The organism is Methanococcoides burtonii DSM 6242, from assembly GCF_000013725.1.
GTDB lineage: Archaea > Halobacteriota > Methanosarcinia > Methanosarcinales > Methanosarcinaceae > Methanococcoides > Methanococcoides burtonii.
Genome location: NC_007955.1, coordinates 1,167,922 through 1,185,740, shown reverse-complemented (window position 1 = coordinate 1,185,740; position 17,819 = coordinate 1,167,922). Strand labels below are relative to the sequence as shown.

The 17,819-nt window shown below is 40.3% G+C and carries 16 protein-coding genes; 5 read left to right on the top strand and 11 right to left on the bottom strand.

What is annotated here, in order from left to right; genetic code table 11:
• Nucleotides 1-26: 26 nt before the first annotated feature.
• Nucleotides 27-1,307, bottom strand: coding sequence for a histidinol dehydrogenase (gene hisD / locus MBUR_RS05680; RefSeq protein ID WP_011499179.1), 1,281 nt, complete (start codon nt 1,305-1,307; stop codon nt 27-29).
• A gap of 77 nt (nt 1,308-1,384) precedes the next feature.
• On the bottom strand, nt 1,385-3,667 hold the full coding sequence (locus MBUR_RS05675; protein WP_011499178.1) for an ATP-dependent DNA helicase: 2,283 nt from the start codon (nt 3,665-3,667) through the stop codon (nt 1,385-1,387).
• Nucleotides 3,668-3,784: 117 nt separating this feature from the next.
• On the opposite strand from MBUR_RS05675, the gene nth reads away from it, so the two are divergent.
• Nucleotides 3,785-4,396 (top strand): endonuclease III, encoded by a 612-nt coding sequence (gene nth, locus MBUR_RS05670; protein WP_048063270.1) that lies wholly within the window; start codon nt 3,785-3,787, stop codon nt 4,394-4,396.
• A 60-nt stretch (nt 4,397-4,456) separates the two neighbouring features.
• Here the strand turns inward: nth and MBUR_RS05665 are convergent, their stop codons facing one another.
• Both MBUR_RS05665 and MBUR_RS05660 read right to left on the bottom strand, forming a co-directional pair.
• Nucleotides 4,457-5,761, bottom strand: coding sequence for a TrpB-like pyridoxal phosphate-dependent enzyme (locus MBUR_RS05665; protein WP_011499176.1), 1,305 nt, complete (start codon nt 5,759-5,761; stop codon nt 4,457-4,459).
• Nucleotides 5,762-5,944: 183 nt separating this feature from the next.
• The gene (locus tag MBUR_RS05660; protein WP_011499175.1) at nt 5,945-6,514 is read right to left on the bottom strand and encodes a hypothetical protein; all 570 of its coding nucleotides are present in this window, start codon (nt 6,512-6,514) and stop codon (nt 5,945-5,947) included.
• Nucleotides 6,515-6,957: 443 nt separating this feature from the next.
• Between MBUR_RS05660 and hmgA the strand changes: the two genes are divergently transcribed.
• From hmgA to MBUR_RS05640, 3 genes are all read left to right on the top strand, one after another.
• Entirely contained in the window at nt 6,958-8,202 is a 1,245-nt protein-coding gene (hmgA, locus tag MBUR_RS05655; RefSeq protein ID WP_011499174.1) for a hydroxymethylglutaryl-CoA reductase (NADPH), read from the top strand.
• 531 nt (nt 8,203-8,733) lie between these two features.
• Nucleotides 8,734-9,039 (top strand): hypothetical protein, encoded by a 306-nt coding sequence (locus MBUR_RS05645; protein WP_048063268.1) that lies wholly within the window; start codon nt 8,734-8,736, stop codon nt 9,037-9,039.
• A gap of 9 nt (nt 9,040-9,048) precedes the next feature.
• Nucleotides 9,049-9,900 carry a right-handed parallel beta-helix repeat-containing protein gene (locus tag MBUR_RS05640; protein ID WP_083754948.1) on the top strand — a complete coding sequence of 284 codons (852 nt, stop codon included), beginning with the start codon at nt 9,049-9,051 and terminating at the stop codon, nt 9,898-9,900.
• Between the two features lie 313 nt (nt 9,901-10,213).
• Here MBUR_RS05640 and MBUR_RS05635 read toward each other — a convergent pair whose 3' ends face one another.
• The 7 genes from MBUR_RS05635 to MBUR_RS05605 all read right to left on the bottom strand — a co-directional run bounded on the left by MBUR_RS05635 (nt 10,214) and on the right by MBUR_RS05605 (nt 16,997).
• On the bottom strand, nt 10,214-11,002 hold the full coding sequence (locus MBUR_RS05635; RefSeq protein WP_011499173.1) for an ABC transporter ATP-binding protein: 789 nt from the start codon (nt 11,000-11,002) through the stop codon (nt 10,214-10,216).
• A 1-nt stretch (nt 11,003) separates the two neighbouring features.
• Entirely contained in the window at nt 11,004-12,125 is a 1,122-nt protein-coding gene (locus tag MBUR_RS05630) for a FecCD family ABC transporter permease (RefSeq protein ID WP_011499172.1), read from the bottom strand.
• A 99-nt stretch (nt 12,126-12,224) separates the two neighbouring features.
• Nucleotides 12,225-13,505 (bottom strand): ABC transporter substrate-binding protein, encoded by a 1,281-nt coding sequence (locus MBUR_RS05625; protein ID WP_011499171.1) that lies wholly within the window; start codon nt 13,503-13,505, stop codon nt 12,225-12,227.
• Nucleotides 13,502-14,116, bottom strand: a complete 615-nt coding sequence (locus MBUR_RS05620) for a hypothetical protein (protein ID WP_011499170.1) — start codon at nt 14,114-14,116, stop codon at nt 13,502-13,504. The genes MBUR_RS05625 and MBUR_RS05620 overlap by 4 nt, the downstream gene beginning before the upstream one ends.
• Nucleotides 14,117-14,152: 36 nt before the next feature.
• A complete protein-coding gene (locus tag MBUR_RS05615; protein WP_011499169.1) occupies nt 14,153-14,917 on the bottom strand; it encodes an adenylyl-sulfate kinase in 765 nt (254 codons plus the stop codon).
• Nucleotides 14,914-15,765, bottom strand: a complete 852-nt coding sequence (locus MBUR_RS05610; RefSeq protein ID WP_011499168.1) for a class I SAM-dependent methyltransferase — start codon at nt 15,763-15,765, stop codon at nt 14,914-14,916. Before MBUR_RS05610 ends, MBUR_RS05615 begins: the two co-directional genes overlap by 4 nt.
• A gap of 41 nt (nt 15,766-15,806) precedes the next feature.
• Nucleotides 15,807-16,997, bottom strand: coding sequence for an S-layer protein domain-containing protein (locus tag MBUR_RS05605; RefSeq protein ID WP_011499167.1), 1,191 nt, complete (start codon nt 16,995-16,997; stop codon nt 15,807-15,809).
• A gap of 545 nt (nt 16,998-17,542) precedes the next feature.
• On the opposite strand from MBUR_RS05605, the gene MBUR_RS05600 reads away from it, so the two are divergent.
• Nucleotides 17,543-17,749: a hypothetical protein gene (locus MBUR_RS05600; RefSeq protein ID WP_232222102.1), complete on the top strand. Its 207-nt coding sequence runs from the start codon at nt 17,543-17,545 to the stop codon at nt 17,747-17,749.
• The last annotated feature ends 70 nt before the right edge of the window (nt 17,750-17,819 follow it).

Genomic DNA, 17,819 nt, shown 5'->3' with positions numbered 1-17,819 from the left:
ATCGATTGAGAATCTGGTCGTTACTTTCAAGACATAAGACGAGACTTAACAGAATCAGCATGTGCCTGTAAACCCTCTTTTTCAGCAAGGGCTATTATCGTATCTCCGATGGAGCTTAGGCCTTCCTTCGTGATCTTCTGTATGGTGGAATATTTCAGGAAATGGTGAATATTCAAACCTGAATATATCTTAGGATAACCGGCTGTTGGAAGTACATGGTTTGTACCCGATGCATAATCACCTGCTGCAACCGGAGCATAATTACCGACAAAGATAGAACCTGCATTCTCGATCATATCGAGAACCGCATCATCATCTTCAACCATGATCTCGAGGTGTTCCGGTGCAAAATCATTGGAGATCCTGATACATTCATCCATGGAATCTGTCACGAGAATAGCTGCATTCTCAAGAGATTGCTCAATGATCTCCCTGCGCACAGCAATAGCAGCCTGCTTTTTGACCTCGTTGTTGGTCTGTTCTGCCAGTTCAGAGGATGTTGTCACAAGAACTGACACCGATTTTGGATCGTGCTCTGCCTGTGCAAGAATATCAGATGCGATCATAGCAGCATCCGCAGAATCATCTGCAATAATAAGCACTTCACTTGGACCTGCGGGGAAATCGATCTCCGCTTTATCCCGAACCATCATCTTGGCAACGGTCACAAAGACATTCCCAGGTCCAACGATCTTGTCGACGCTTAATACTGATTCAGTACCGTAGGCCATTGCTGCGATCGCCTGAACTCCACCGACCTTATAGATATGATCTGCACCAGCCACTTTGCCTGCTACAAGAGTAAGTGGATTTACCTTCCCATCAGAACCGGGAGGAGTGCACATCACAACATTCTTTACCCCTGCGACCTTTGCAGGGATTATGGTCATAAGTGCAGTTGAAGGATAAGAAGCACGACCACCCGGAACATAGGCACCTACCGATGCTAGTGGAGTGGCCATCTGACCAAGTTTGATCCCGGGAGACGGTTCAATGTACCAGGTCTTCTGTGGAAGTTGTGCTGTGTGGAAGTTCCTTATGTTCTCCGCTGCGATCTTAAGATGTCTGAGAAGTTCTGCATCGACCTCTTTCATTGCCTGCTCGATCTCCTCAGAACTTACCTCAATGGTATGAATATCGGCCTTGTCAAACTTCAAAGTATATTCACGCAGGCCTTCATCGCCTTTCTCCTGCACATCCTTTAGAATTGATGAAACAGTACCAGCAACGTCCATCATATCTCCAGTGCGGCAGAGGAGCTTCTCCATCTCTTCGTCAGTGACTTCCGATAGGTGTTTATACAGCATATGATCATCTCGTTCTAACCGGTGACAAAGCACAACATAATTGAATCGCGAACTGAACTAAAATCAATAGTTCAACATCACTGGAAATCATTGAATGTTTTTTGATTTTTGTCCAGTAATGTATCTAGAGTATTTGAACTTATAGGTGCACTATTAAAGTGCTTATCATTCACCCGAACACCGATACCGGACAGTATATTGTAAGCCACCTTAGGCCCTACCAATTTTGATAGAACCGAGATATCAGCACCTTTAAGCTTTGCGACCGAAACAAAGCCCGCATTGTACAACTTGCGTGCTCTAACACGCCCCACGCCCCGGATCCCGACAAGTTCCATCAGATCAAGACCTGATCCATATCGTATCCTTTTTTCAAGACTGTAAGCATGTGAAGAATATTCCACACCCAACAACTCCGCCAATTTTGCAGCAGCATGCATCAGCCATTCCGAAGTATCAGCAAGGGCATGAATATCCCCTTCCCCCACATTGAAATGCCGGGTGATGTCCTCAGCAGATACTTCGGTGACCCACTCTTCAAGAAGCATAGCGGTCTTTACCTCACCCATGAACCACTCATAATCAGTCTCCTTTAACTTATCTGGAATCTCATGGAATTCATCACTATGAGCCACGATATATTCATTCACAATTGTATAATCTGTATTGCGAAGGTAAAGCTGCCTCATGTCCGGAGTACTGCAAACAAGGTGTAAAAGGGTCATATCAGTCACAGTAATGTCATCGCCTTTATCATCTTCAAGGCTTCCCATGTTACCCCCTGTACTTTTGCCAATATCCTTGAAGCCATCGACTATCTTTGAACCAGAAAGCGGGTCAATATAAAGCATGGATACAAGACTGCCAAGGCGAGTACCTCTTAAGAACAACTTACTTGCATCTTCAATATCCTCAGTTTCACTTACCATAGCCTTATCGATAAGGAATTCCAGACAGTCATTGATGACCTCTTCCAGCATCCATTTGTCCTGCTGGTATGCAAAAAATGTAGCTCCAAAAAAATCGAACAACTCCTGCCTCGTAGAAGCAAAACCATTCACGATCGTGGACAGAACATGCGTTCGCAATGCATTTTCGGTCCCAAGCTTTGACCATATATCCTCTGCATCAGCTTCAACATAGTTCTCCATCAGCTGTGCAAACTCATCATAGGTCTTTGCAAGCAAAACTGATTCACCGTACGGATCGAGATGAGGCCTGCCTGCTCGTCCTGCCATCTGTTTATATTCAAGAACTGGTATAGGCTGCATGCCAAAATTAGAATCGAACCTGCGATAGCTCCTGATGATGACACGTCTTGCTGGGAGATTCAACCCTGCTGCCAGCGTGGGTGTACTGGAGATCACCTTTATGAGGTTTTGCCTGAACCCATTTTCCACAAGCTTCCTGTGATTCGAGTTCAATCCTGCATGGTGGAAAGCAACACCCTTACGAATGCAATTGGCAAGTACGATAGCAGTGTCAGTTTCACCTGTGGATTCCACCTCTTCAGCTATCCCTGCCAACTTGATCATTATATCATTATCGAGTATTTTTGCAACTTTTGAAGATGCGGTCTTTGCAAACCCTGCACAATTTCGCCTGCTACTTTCAAAAACAAGGCACTGCCCTTCTGCTTTGATAGTATCAAGAACAAGGTTCACAGCATCATCCTTCTCCAAACGGTCAATTTTCTTCTGGCTTCCTGGGAAATTTATCGCATCCCCAAAAAGCACACCTTCGTGAAGATCAGTAGGTCTCCATTCACTCAACACTAGGGCAGCACCCAGCCAGTCTGCCATCTCCCGTGCATTTCCCACAGTTGCAGAAAGTGCCACTACCTGTACATCAGGATTTAGTCGCATCAACTTAGTGATAGTAACTTCAAGTGTTGGACCGCGGTTCTTAGAATCCAACAAATGTATCTCATCAACAACAACAGTTGTTATCTCATCCATCCATGAAGTACCATTACGAAGAAGGGAGTCGGTCTTTTCGGAGGTAGCAACTATGATATCGTTAACTCCGAGCCAGTCGGCCCTTGAATCAAGATCGCCTGTGGAGATCCCAACCTTAATACCAAAAGGTGCAAGTTCCTTGAAACGCTCGAACTTTTCAGATGCCAATGCCCGAAGGGGAACAATATAGAGAGCTTTACCACCTTCACGAATAGCCTTTATCATTGCAAGTTCCGCAAGGAGCGTCTTACCTGAAGCTGTGGGTATGGCTGCAAGGAGATTCTTCTTTTCGAGCAGACCCATCTCTATTGCTTCAGCCTGAGGGGGATATAACTCCTTAATACCGGAATCCTCATAAAATCCAATAATATCCCTTGGAATGTCAAGCTCTCGTATCATCATGGAAAATTCACATCACTGTTTAGAACGTTTGCTGCAGTATTGTATAAGTAATTTCTTAAAACTGGAAAGGACCATCTATTACAAAAGGTTAAATAATCTGGGATTTTACGCTATTTGATGTACGTCGAAGAGATTATATCCCGCCTTAAGAAGTTGTACCCTAAGGGCTATTTCCAAATTAACAGAGACCCTTATTATATTCTTATTTCCACTGTATTATCCCAGCGCACCCGGGACGAGGTCACGATACCGACAACCCAGAAGCTCTTTTCAGTTTTCGATACACCTCCGAAAATGGCAAATGCTGATGCGGATGAAATACAGGAACTAATAAGGAATGTTGGATTCTATAGGGTCAAGTCACATCGCTTAATAGAGATATCCCGTATGCTCCTTGATGAATATGACGGGATAGTTCCTGATGATATCAACGAGCTTGTTAAACTGCCCGGGGTAGGCAGGAAGACAGCCAATTGCGTACTGACCTATGCTTTTGACAAAGATGCCATTGCTGTGGACACTCATGTACATCGCATATCCAACAGGATGGGACTTGTTAAGACCACTACTCCTGAAGAAACGGAAATTGAACTTGGAAAAGTGGTCGAGAAGGAAATGTGGAAAGATATCAACGGGTTGATGGTATTATTCGGTAAAAGCACATGTAGGCCAGTATCACCAAAATGTGACGAATGTATTATGAATGACATTTGTCCGAAGCTGATCTGAAGATCACATTTTTTAAAAAGAAACTATGAGGAATGCGGCTTTAAAAGCCGCTTTCCCGGATCATTCGTTGCTGAGTCCACCACTGAAATACTTGTCGTAGGAATACATATCGAAGTGACCGTGTCCACTAAGGCAGAACAGAATGGTCTTCTCTTCTCCGGTCTGCTTGCACTTGAGAGCCTCATCAATAGCGCACTTAATAGCATGGTTTGACTCTGGTGCTGGTGGAATACCTTCACTGCGAGCGAACATGACTCCTGCTTCGAATACCTCGATCTGATGATAGCTGGTAGCTTCCATGAGTTTATCTGCCGTCAACTGACTGATTATCGGTGAGCAGCCGTGGTATCTTAAGCCTCCTGCATGGATGGCAGGTGGCATGAAATCATAACCGAGTGAATACATCTTAAGGAGTGGGGTCAGTTTTGCCATGTCGCCATAGTCATACTGGAACTTGCCGTCACAAAGTGTTGGACATGCAGAAGGCTCGACAGCAATGATACGCGGATCATGAGTACCTTCGATCTTATCCTTCATGTAGGGAAGGCTGATTCCTGCAAGGTTACTTCCACCACCACAGCAACCGATGACTATATCTGGATATTCCTCTACCTTATCAAGCTGTTTCTGGGCTTCAATACCTATAACTGTCTGATGCAACATGACGTGGTTGAGCACACTGCCAAGAGCATATTTAGTATTGTCGTGCTTCACGGCATCTTCTACAGCTTCACCTATAGCAATACCAAGACTGCCTGCAGTGTCCGGATATTTTTCAAGTATGTGACGTCCGAACTCAGTATCAGGACTTGGCGAAGGTACTACTGTTGCACCCCAGAGATTGATCAGGGATTTACGGTATGGTTTCTGCTCGAAGCTTGAGCGTACCATGTAGACCTTACATTCGATATCAAAATAATTACAGCTAAGTGAAAGTGCACTTCCCCACTGACCAGCTCCGGTCTCGGTAGTTATCCTCTCAGTGCCTTCTTTCATATTATAATAAGCCTGTGCCACAGCAGTATTTGGCTTGTGACTGCCAGCAGGACTTACTCCTTCATACTTATAATAGATCTTTGCAGGGGTGTCAAGCATCTTCTCAAGCCTGTGTGCACGGAATAAAGGAGCAGGTCTCCAGAGCTTGTATATTTCAAGAACTTCTTTTGGAATGTCAATGTATTTCTCACTGCTCATTTCCTGTTTGATGAGCTCCATTGGGAAAAGAGGCGCAAGGTCCTCTGGTGCCAGTGGCTCATTATTTGCAGGATTAAGTGGGGGAGCCAATGGAGTGGGCATATCCGGAAGGATATTATACCATTTTTTAGGCATCTCGTTTTCATCAAGTAGGATCTTAGTCTGTTCCATAGATATTCCTCGTATAATGCACAAATAAGTACTATGATGTAGATTAAATTATGATATATAGATGTTGTGTTCTGAATTGTACAAATAATTACAACTTACAAAATAAAACAAAAGTACTTCAGACCGCTCTGTCACCTACCGTTATAATTTAAAAAAAATAGGAGCGTTGAAGCATAATTTAAGCTAGGGTTTGCATCCAAGTGAGACACGTTCTTCTGGAGTCAGATCAAGATAAAAATCGATTATCTGCATATCATTGAAATCCTTATTATGTAAAGCATCAAAGAACCTGTCAAGAACGACCATTGTATTCTTGTCAATTGGCTTTAAGGACAAAAGTTCTTCAGCCTCATTCGCAAGACCGATCTTCTTCAAACTTGTAGCCAAACCTTCGATCGTTTCCCGGTCATGTTTGATGAACTCTTGTCTAATGTGATCAAGATCAACATACCCAGATGAAATTGACAAGTTCGTACTTTTCGACTGATCCATTTCAAGTTCCCTGCAATCCCTTGCAGTTATATCGGAATATAGATGATTATATCTGCGAGTCAGGTCTTTGTGTTTTTCAAGATACCATGACCAGAAACCATTCGTAATCTTATTATCAGCAGCATATCTATGATCATCTAACTGTCTAGTCTTCGCATTTTCAACAAGCCACTCTTTACGCCACATATGAAATTCCTCTTTTGTAGAAGCAGAGCTCAACTTAAAAACATGATGTCCCGTTGACCTATTCACATTCATCATACAATACCACCCATTTAATCCGGTTTTAAATTACCGAATATGATACACAAATGACAGTAAGATCGTTCCTGAATGATAACTCAAGACCATTCAAACAGATACGATTTCCTAATATTCCACCACTGTCATATATGTGAATACAATAAAAGAATTGGTATTGTTATATTTAAGCTTATCTCCAAAATTTCAGATAGTAATCATAATAATAAGGAGTCACTCCGACTCTTATTTACATTGATAATTAATAAAAAATAAAAATCCAAACGAATACAGATATTATTTGCAATCACCCATATATAAGTGCCACCAAAGCATATAAGCAGGAAGCAACATAGAGGATTCAAATACACCTTTCCACACCAGATTTTTGTTAAAGTTCAATACTACTTGTAATTCATCAAACAATTAATACATTATAAAAAATAAGATCGCAGGGAAGATTAATGGCATCAAAAACCGAAACCACAATGAAAGAAGATGAATTGCTTGAAAAGGTCGTCTCAGGAGAAATGCCACTCCGGAAAATAGATGCATATACCGACACTGATACAGCCGTAAGGGTTCGAAAATGTGCTATTGAGAAGATGAATGGAGTTAAGTTCGAACACATACAGAACTATACGATCGATGCTGAAGCAGCTACCAAGCGCAACATCGAGAACATGATAGGCACGATCCAGATCCCACTTGGTGTTGCAGGTGCTATAATGGTTAATGGAGAATATGCTAGTGGAGAGTTCATGCTTCCCCTTGCAACCACTGAAGGAGCACTTGTGGCAAGCGTCAACCGTGGATGTACAGTGATCACAGCTTCCGGCGGTTCAAATGTAAGGATATTCCAGGACCTCATGACCCGTGCCCCGGTATTCAAACTGGAGAATGTGAATAAGGTAAAGGAATTTGTGGATTGGGTCAAGAGAGAAGAAACTTTCACAAATATGAAAGAGAAAGCAGGCGAAACCACACGTTTCGGAGAACTGCTCAGTGTAGATCCATTCATCACAGGGAACACTGTATTCCTAAGGTTTGCCTATGACACCAAGGACGCAATGGGAATGAACATGGTCACCATTGCCACCGATGCTGTGCTCAACTTTATCTCAGAGGATTTTGGAGTTTACCCGATCTCACTTTCAGGCAATATGTGCACCGACAAAAAACCGGCTGCCATCAACAATATACTTGGCAGGGGAAAGACCGTTGCTGCAGACGTTACAATTCCAAAGGAGATCGTGGAGAAGAAACTGAAGACCACCCCGAAGATGATGGAAGAGGTCAATTACAGGAAAAATCTTCTGGGTTCAGCAAGGGCAGGTGCCCTTGGATTCAATGCCCATGCAGCAAACATTATCGCAGCACTCTATCTGGCATGCGGTCAGGATGCTGCCCATGTTGTAGAGGGAAGTAGTGCCATAACAACAATGGAAGTAAATGAGAACGGAGACCTTTACTGTTCCGTCACCCTCCCGTCAATACAGGTCGGAACCGTTGGAGGCGGAACAGGTATAGCCACCCAGAGAGACTGCCTTAACCTGCTGGGAGTTGCAGGAGCAGGAGAGGTGCCCGGGCATAATTCGAAGAAACTGGCAGAGATAATCGCCGCTGCAGTCCTTGCAGGTGAAATATCACTGATAGGAGCACAAGCAGCCGGACATCTGGCAAAAGCACACGCAGAGCTGGGGCGTTAACTCAGCTTAACTTTTTTTAAGAGGGAACATCGGCTTTGTAGAAAACCTCTAAATCTTGATTTCCCTGTAGTTAATTTAGGTAAGATTTCTACAGAGTCGAAATACAAAAAACTTAAATTGCAAATGAAACATAACATAAATTATGAATGTGAAAGAATTTATTAAGCCAACAAAACAAAAAATATATAGTTTCATTATTTTAATAATAGGTTTGAACATTTTCCCCATCCTTATTAAATTATTTTTCACAATTTATTTCGCAAGGACGCTTGGACCAGTAAAATATGCAGATTTCTTGATTTTTAAAAGTATTAATATTCCATACATTCTAACTACAATTGTAACTTATTTTGTATGGCTTTATTTAATTACATCTATAATTGTAAATATCAATAAAAGGAAGGCTCTGTAAAAAACCTAATTCATATTTTATTTTTAAACTAATTCATACTTAGAATATTAAAAAGGTATTAGGATTTCTACAGATACAAAATTTTTATTGTTTATTGATTTTGGGTATGAGGAACTGGAATGAGAATTAAACACAACATGCTAATTTACATAAGCATATCCATCATTTTTCTGATTGCAACCGCAGGCATTGTATCAGCTAATGATATCCATGTATATCCTGAAGATTCAATACAGGCTGCTATCAAAAATGCTAATTCTGGTACTACAATTATTGTATATCCTGGAATCTATGCAGAGAACATAGAGGTTAACAAATCAGTATCTATAAAATCAAAATCTGGAAATCCCAATGACACAATTATCAGAGCTGCAAATCCGAACAATCATATATTTCATGTAACTGCAAGTAATGTTACTATCTAGGGTTTTACCATAGCAGGTGCTTTTGGAGAACCAGAGAGGCGTTATTTCCCACATGCCGGCATTAATGTTAGTACTTTCAATAACACAACAGGCAAGGATGAAGTTGTCTATTCATCAGAAGGGCAGTGGACCTTTATACCTAAAAACTGGGCAGGAATTTATGTTGATGATACTGGTAGCAACATAATCAATAACAATATTTTTTTGGAAAATAATCAAGGCATTTTGATTAATTCATCAAACAATAATATTTTAGAGAATAATACTGCAATTAATAATGATGGTGCAATTTCAATATGGTACTCCAGTGATTTCAATATTGTTAGAAATAATAAAATAAGTGCAGATGAAAAATGTTTGATGGATAAATATGGAATTAGTTTGATAGAATCAGATTGCAATGATGTTTATAATAATAATTTATTAAAACTTGATTCTATAACATTGCTTCGATCAGATGCTAACAAAATAGTCAATAATATAATAAATTTTGGAGGAAGAGGAATAACTCTTATCGAATCCAACAATAATAAGCTTAGCTGTAATTCCATATCTAAATCTAGCAACGGTATATTTTTACGAGAAAATTCCAATTCCAATACATTAACTGATAATACCATATTTGATAACTCTGTGGGCATTAAACTAGAATCATGTAGCAACAACAATACAATTTTCGAGAACATATTAAAAAATAGTAAGGACATTTATTTTTCAGATGGCAACAACAATAATAGCATTTACAAAAATAAAATTGACTACAGTAAATATCTTAAAAGACCATACATAAGCGATATTATGATGATATCCATATCTGTGATTGTCATGATTTATTTATTTATTTTACGGTTTCGAAAATAATGGTTCTGTGGATATTCTCAAATAATCTATTCATGTAATCTAGATATATACGTTCTTCAATTACTGAAGAGGGGAAAGAAAATCTATAGATGGTATCAACTTTCTCGAGCAAAAATCATGTAAATAGTGATGCACGCTCGTTTTATTTCCCTGCGATGCGGGTTCAATGAATCCATGCTCGGAAGGGATAAACAATTTCCATAGTTTTGGTTTATTCTTGCTGATGCGTAGAATCACTTGTCCGTTTGACAATGAGAACCTATATCTGTTGTTGAATTGTAGGATTTCTACAGAGCCCAAAAAACATTCTATTTTATGTAATTTCCCTCATACCAAGTTGCTTAAGAGGCATAACATAAGGCGTTTCTCCATAGTTGTGTACATGTGCTTCAACTTCGTAGACCTTTGCTATGTTCTCAGTAGTAAGTACCTGAGCAGGTGTTCCTGCAGAAACTACTTTACCATCCTTCATCATCAAGATCTGATCTGAATATCTGGAAGCCAGATTTAGGTCATGTACAGCCATTATAGCTGCAACCTTTTTTTCTTTTACAAGTCTTTGCACATTCTCCATAACGTCCAATTGATGCCATATATCCAGATTACTAGTGGGTTCATCAAGAAGAATAGCACCTGTATCTTGTGCCAGTGCCCTTGCAATGAGGATCTTTTGTTGCTGTCCCCCGCTCAATTCATCGAAACTACACAATGCAAGATCCTCAATTCCCATCTCCTCAAGGACCTGCCAGACTTTTTCGATATCTTTTTCATTACTGAACCAGCCAATATGTGGCCTTCTTCCCATTAGAACCGTTTCGAAGACCGTCGTGGGAAAAACCCTGTTCGAACTCTGAGGTACGTAAGCAATATTCTTGGCAACTTCTATCCGTTTCATGTTCTTTAAATTATATCCATCAATGTGGATATCGCCGGAATCCGGCACTAATATTTTGTTGATACATTTGAGCATGGTTGATTTACCAGCCCCATTAGGACCCACAATGCTCACAAAACTTGACCCATAGATATCAACCGATACATTTTCCAATATTGGTGTACTGGCATAGCCAAAACACATATCCTTGATCTTTATCTTCACCATATTACCAGAACTCCTTCTTTTTCTTTTTAAGTATAAGATACATGAAGAACGGAACTCCAAGCAGAGAGGTCATAATGCCGGTCGGTATCATTGTGGGCCTCAATATGTTCAAACCAGTAGCATCTGCTGATATCAGTATGAGAGCTCCAAGTATTCCAGAGGCAGGGAACAGATATTTGTGGTCCGAACCTACTACCATACGTGCCATGTGGGGTGCAACCAATCCTATAAAAGCGATCGTGCCTGTAAAGCAAACAACAGTAGCTATCAGAAGACTTGCAAGAAGCATAGTGAACATTCTAACCCGATTTGTATCTATACCAAGACTTTTTGCATTTTCATCACCTATCGCCATTATGTTGAGATCATTTGCCTTCAGATAAAGTAAAGGAGTACAGAAAACAAAGACACCAAGCAAAATTGAGAAATTACTCCATGAAAAAGCAGAAAGGTCCCCCATACCCCAGCTGACCATTATTCTCAACTGTTCATCCGTAGCGAAATAACGGAACAAGTCACTGAGAGAGCTGAATAGATAGTTTATCGCAATTCCTGCAAGTATCAGGGTTTCAGAAGTTGCACCTTTAAAATTTGCAAGAGCAATTATGAACAATGCACACAGCATTGAAAAAAGGAAGGCATTTCCCACCAGCAGATATGGACCTCCTATTACACCCACTCCCATTACAGCTGCGACAGCTACACCGAAATTAGCACCTGAAGAAATACCAAGAGTGAATGGACTTGCCAGTGGGTTTTTAAGAACAGCCTGCATTACACATCCGCATACTCCCAAGCCGAACCCCGCCATTATACCCGCAATAATACGTGGAAGACGGATATTCCATACGATTTGTGAAGTCAGTCCTTCATTAGTGAAATAACCTGGGAACAAGCTGGAAAGTAATATTTTATAGACTTCTGCAACTGATATCTCGAGTGGACCGATCGTAACGATAAAAGCTGAAAGAAAAATTACCAGAACTAACATTGAAATAAGGAAAAACAGTTTTTTCCCGACATAACGCTGGTAACCTTCCCTTGCCGGAGTATTCTTGTTCGTCCCGGAACTTTCAATATTTTCTGACTTGATATTCTGTTGTTTTTTAAAAGGATTTTGCATATTATCACCTTTTTGGGAAAAGGAGGTTCTGATTGCTGAAACTTCAAAAGACACAGCCACATAGCCTCCACAAGTCCATGTTCCAGTAAACAGGCTGTATCAATTTACTTCCTTCAGGAAAGGCTGATATTCTGCCAATTCTGTATAAACACCATCAATTCCCAGTATTTGCCTATATACCTCATTTCCTTCTGCTTCCAGGTCAAGGGCACTGAACTCTTCTGGATGCAGGCATTTTGCCATGTACATCATATTCAAAAGGCTCCTGTCCAGAGGTCTACCTCTGCAGTATGGATAGATGCAGGCATAGACATCATTGTTGCGTACAGCAGGGATCTCTGAAAGTTCAGCAGTCTCCATTACAAAATCGACACCGTTTGGTTCACCCAACGATGAAGTGGATGACCATGCGACAAAGATATATTCCGGCTCCCACGCAACTATCTGCTCTGCTGGAACATTAATATTCTCGCCTGTGCAATCTTTTGCAACATTTATGCCACCTGCAATGTCCAATGGCTCATAAACTGCTTCCGTACGAGTAAAATCCCTTCCTTCAACAGCGTCATAGAAACCTTTCTTAGCACCTCTGGGTGCGAAATAGACTATTGGTTTTTCACTATCATCGATCTGTGATGTCACGGATTCGATCATATCAACTTTTGAACGGACATAATTCTCCAGTTCATCAGCTCTTTTCTGCTCATCCAGAACATTTCCCATCAACTGAATGTGCTCATAGCTTTCTGTAAAAGTGAAACCTGCGCCTGCAACAACACATGGACACCCGACCTTCTCCTCGATCAGATCCCCTCTGTTGTACCAGGTTGCATCGAAAATGACATCTGGTTTAAGGATCGCCATGGTTTCATAATCGATCTCTTTGCGAGTATTTGTCTCCGGAAAATCATCGAGCTGACCTCCATCATATATCTGGAGAGCTTCCCATGCATTCTCAGCTATTTTTTCATCATTTTCGTCTCGTGGCAATATACATCCGGAACGTGTACATTCATCAGTAGCAACTATTTTGTCAAGGTCACCAAGAGCAATTATCATTCTGGAATTATCGGGGTTGGTGGTGATAATTCTCTCTATGGGTCTGTATAAAGTAACTTTCCGTTCATGAGCATCAGTTACTGTTTTTGCTTTACCATTCCAGAAAGTAAGCATGTATGAAGCATCGCCTACATCATCGAGTGAATAAGAACTGTCGTCGAGCATGTAATCACATACTGTATCTGAAACCTCTTTTTCAGTAAGTATGCCATCACCGTTGTCACATGGAAGAATTGAGGGTAACGCTGCTGCAGCCATGACAGAAACAAGTAAGCCTGCAAACATTAAGATCCCAGCTAAAACCATAATTTTAGGTCTCATTCCTTATCACCTCGGGAATTATCTCTCCTGAAAACAAGCAAGCAGCCAATAATTGCCAATGAAGCCAGAAATACTCCAAAACCCGGTGCTTTTGAAGTAGAAACGTAATCTACCTCTTCTGAAGCAGATGCAATGCCGGATGAGGCAGTAATTGTAGTTGAAGCGGCATTCGGATCTATGAGGGGGATCCATCTTTCCTTACCTTCGTTAAGTTCCTGGGTCTGGAAAAGCATATCAACCCAATATCCCTCAAAGGCACTTCCTTCAGTTCCAGAAGGGATCACTCTGTATGTGAGTTCATCTTCATCACTCACAGAAAAAGCGATTTTGCCGGTATTTCTGTCAACCCTGAAAAATCTTGCATCCGAAACATCAGGATCGTCTTCAGGAAAAGAGAAATCTTCAGGTATAGTCTCTACAATACCAACCATAAAAGGAATCTCGCCTGTAATTTCCAGTGTTATTTCAACGGCCTCTCCGAATGATAAGCTGGAAGGAACGTTGCGTGTAATCTCCATAGTATTCCCATCCATAGCAAGAGCAACGGGTGAGAATACAGACCCTGCAAGCATGAGCAGAGCTAAATAGATAATCGATATGTTTACTTTCATTGGAATTCTCCAAAAGTTATACAGAATTTTGAAACTTTATTTAGATTTATGTTCTATCAAAAAATCAGCGACCATCTTCACCTCAGGAACAAAGATATGAAACTCATCTCCGAGAAGACCGGCTTTGAAGATAGACTCATAGATGGGAACAGTAGAGATTACCCTGTCTTCGGATATACCGCAAGATAATATCTCCCTGCTTGCTCCTTCGGCCCTGTTCAGTATATAGTAGAGCGGTTTTCCGGAATTGTCTGCAAGCTTACTAATCTTTTCAGAAAGACGTATGGATTCATAGGAAGGATCTGCTACCATGAAAAGAACGTCACAGCCTTCTTCCACACCCCGGCCAAAGTGTTCGATCCCAGCTTCAGTATCAACAAGAACAAAATCATTTTCACCTAGTTCGATGTTCTGTATCAGTTGTTTTGCAAGAGCGCCCATCGGACATGCACAGCCCTCTCCGAATTCATGGATCTTTCCAACTGCTATCAAAGAGAGATTTCCTTTTCTGGTGACATAACCTTCCGGTATAGTTGATATTTCCCATTTATGATCGAACAGGCTGAGCTTTTCACCCTTTGGAAAAGCTTCCATCATTTTCCCGACAAGGTTTTTCTTTCCCCCTAAGAAGTTCAAGAAATCATCTGGTAATTCCAGACCCATTTGCATGTGCAGACCGAAATTGGATTCATCGTTATCTATAACTAGGACATTGCAACCCCTTTCAGACAGGGATTTTGCAATTAAGGCAGTAAGCGTGCTTTTGCCACTACCACCTTTTCCACAGAGCAGAGTTTTCAATCGATCACTTCCTTTTCCCACCAGATCTTTACTCTGGTAGAATGACCATGGTCTACAAACAGCCCGTCCTGCTGCTCCAGTGTTTCCTCCAGATAATTCCTGAGCATTATTTCTTGTTGTTCTGTCTCGATAGTATAGCGGGATCTAAAATAATCGATGGCTTCATCCATTGAACCAAAATCATTAGTGAATTCAAGTGGGAATACATGCATATCCGGAAAGATACCCATACTATAGAGCAGATTGTAAAGTACATCACACTTGGGACCGGGACTATATTCCATTCCATACATGGCCGGCCACAGATTGTAGGAATGGGCTTCCCATGGTGTTTCACCTGCAAACCAATAAAGGCATACATGCCCTGAAGACGCACTTTGCATTTTTTCGATTGCATTCCTTATATCAGGCATACCAAGTGAAAAGGAGGCAATTACAATATCATAAGGACCTTCCAGGTCATCTTCAACATTCAGGTCTTCCCACCTCTTGTTGACACAGCCAATATTGTTTATTCCATACTTGCTTATATTTTCCTGCAGAAGTTCCATCATACCTTTTCCAGGCTCGACAGCAGTTACATGGGCCACTTTCTCTGAAAGAGGTATTGCCAGACTTCCGGGACCAGACCCAATATCCAGCACTCTGGAGCCTTTCTTTAGAGGAAGTTCTTTCAATGTCTTTTCGATCCTTCCCTTATTTTTCTGAGATCTCTTCCAGAAGCGTTCTGCATTCTCCCTGCTATCCCATAGTTTTGCACAGTCACCACGTTCCTGATGGTCTGCCTTCTGATTGGCCTGCATCATTTCTGTCCAGACCATATTCCAATCAACCGAATTATTTTTCATAATATCACACCACTGATTTTAGAATAAATTTATGATAAAACTCAATCCACCCTACATTTTAAAATGAAAAGAGCAAACACAAGACTCGCGATCGCGGTCATTGATAAAAAGCCAGGAATACTTGCACTGGATCGGATCTCTTCTGCAGGCTCATAGTTCGCACTATTTGCACCTATAGAAGAAGACTCGGGTGCTGCATCCTCTATGACAGCTGCTTTTGCCTGTGAAGCAGCTTCATTCACTAATTCAGGATCACTTTCAGGTGAAGAAGAGAATTCTACGACATTTTCGTTTTCCATCTCAAATATTACTTCCATTGCAGGGTAGAACAGGTATCCTCCGTTTGTCCCCTTACTTGCTTTTGAGGTTTGGAAATACCAGTCATCAGTAAAATATACAGTATTATCCATTTCCAGAGTGATGACAACATCATTGGACATATTTATCCAATTTTCTGAAACATCCTTACATTTGAGAAGACCGAATTTGTCTCCTTTTTTAATGGTTATGACATTATCTTTGTCTATCAACCAAGTATATTTGAGTATAGCAAAAGACTCGGAAGTGCTTTTGAATGTATTTTCAAGATATGTAACAAAATATACCAGATCATCTATTCCTGCAAGATCGTCTTTTACAATGAAAGCCCGGTCATCATCTGTGCCATCCATGTCAAGCACATCTGAATCCAGTTCAATCCCGTCCTTATAGAGAATAACAAAGGCTTTGCCTGCATCTGCATCCAACTGATTTAACTTCAGGCTATAATCATTACCCAGATCCCAGGATTCACCTTCTTTCAGGGTCTTTTCGGCACCGCCACCCTGTTCTTTGATGAGCGTTGTCATTTTACTTGCATCATTATTAACGGCAATGTATTTTTTACTGAACAAAGGTATGACAGAATATGTAGAGACTGCATTGGCATCAGTTTTTGCACTCAGTTTATATTTTTTATGGTATGTATGAGTTCTATAGATGAGTTCTTTTTTATCAATAATATTGTTATCAGGTGTTACGCCAATTGCAGGATTTTCAGGATCAATATTCTCATAGCAAAGTGATTCCGTATTAGAACCTACATCATTCAATGCAAAATAAAGAGCATTCCAGTTAGAACCATCCCATGCGATTGAAGATACATTTCCACTGTCAAGAATAGTTCCACGTACTTTAACCGAGTCTGCAGAGCAGATGCCGGCAACAAGAATAAGCGATATGAACACTAACATTGCGATATTTGCCGTTTTAGCTAGTTTAATCTTAATATATCATTCCTCCTTTTTTAATAAGTACACATTTAGTAATACCGATAAGTAATATTTTTTTAAATAATCGTTGTTTTTAGTGTTACTTATTTGTTAAAACGTAATACTAAATAAATTAAATATATACTTTTGTATTAACACTGTGACGCTAGAAATTTGTAGAATAGGTGATGCAGCGAAATGAAAACATTTAAAATTTGTTCAAATAGGTATGAAAAATTATATACATAAATATATATTCAAGAACCACAGAGCATTCGCCCATACTTCAATAGAAATATAATCAAAATGTTGAGGTCAAGGAAACTCATAAAACAAACATGCACTTTTGGAATTCTGCTTCATATTATGCAAAGTACTATTCAAGAAAAGCATGTTTCTTACGATCAACAAAGACAATATATACTATTTTATGAGTATTTATGTTTGCCAACTGATGAATATAATACTAATTATATATATGAATATGTCAGAGAAATCATATATTCGCTAATCGAATTTAGATTCTATTGGCGGTTTTAAAAATGTGGAGTTATTCAAAAATAAACATCGACAATCTGAAAGCTATCACTGATCTAGAAAGCAAATTCGGTATAACCTTAATTGCTTTTTCAGGTGAAAAAATAGTGTATGCAGACTTAAATAAAGATGCTGCTAAAGAAGTAAAGGATCTGGAAAAGAAACTGGGTCTTTCACTGGTATCTCTTAAAACATAATAAAATAGTGGATTGCAATATTTTGCACCCACTACCTTTTTTTCAATATCAATGATTTCTACGTTAAAGT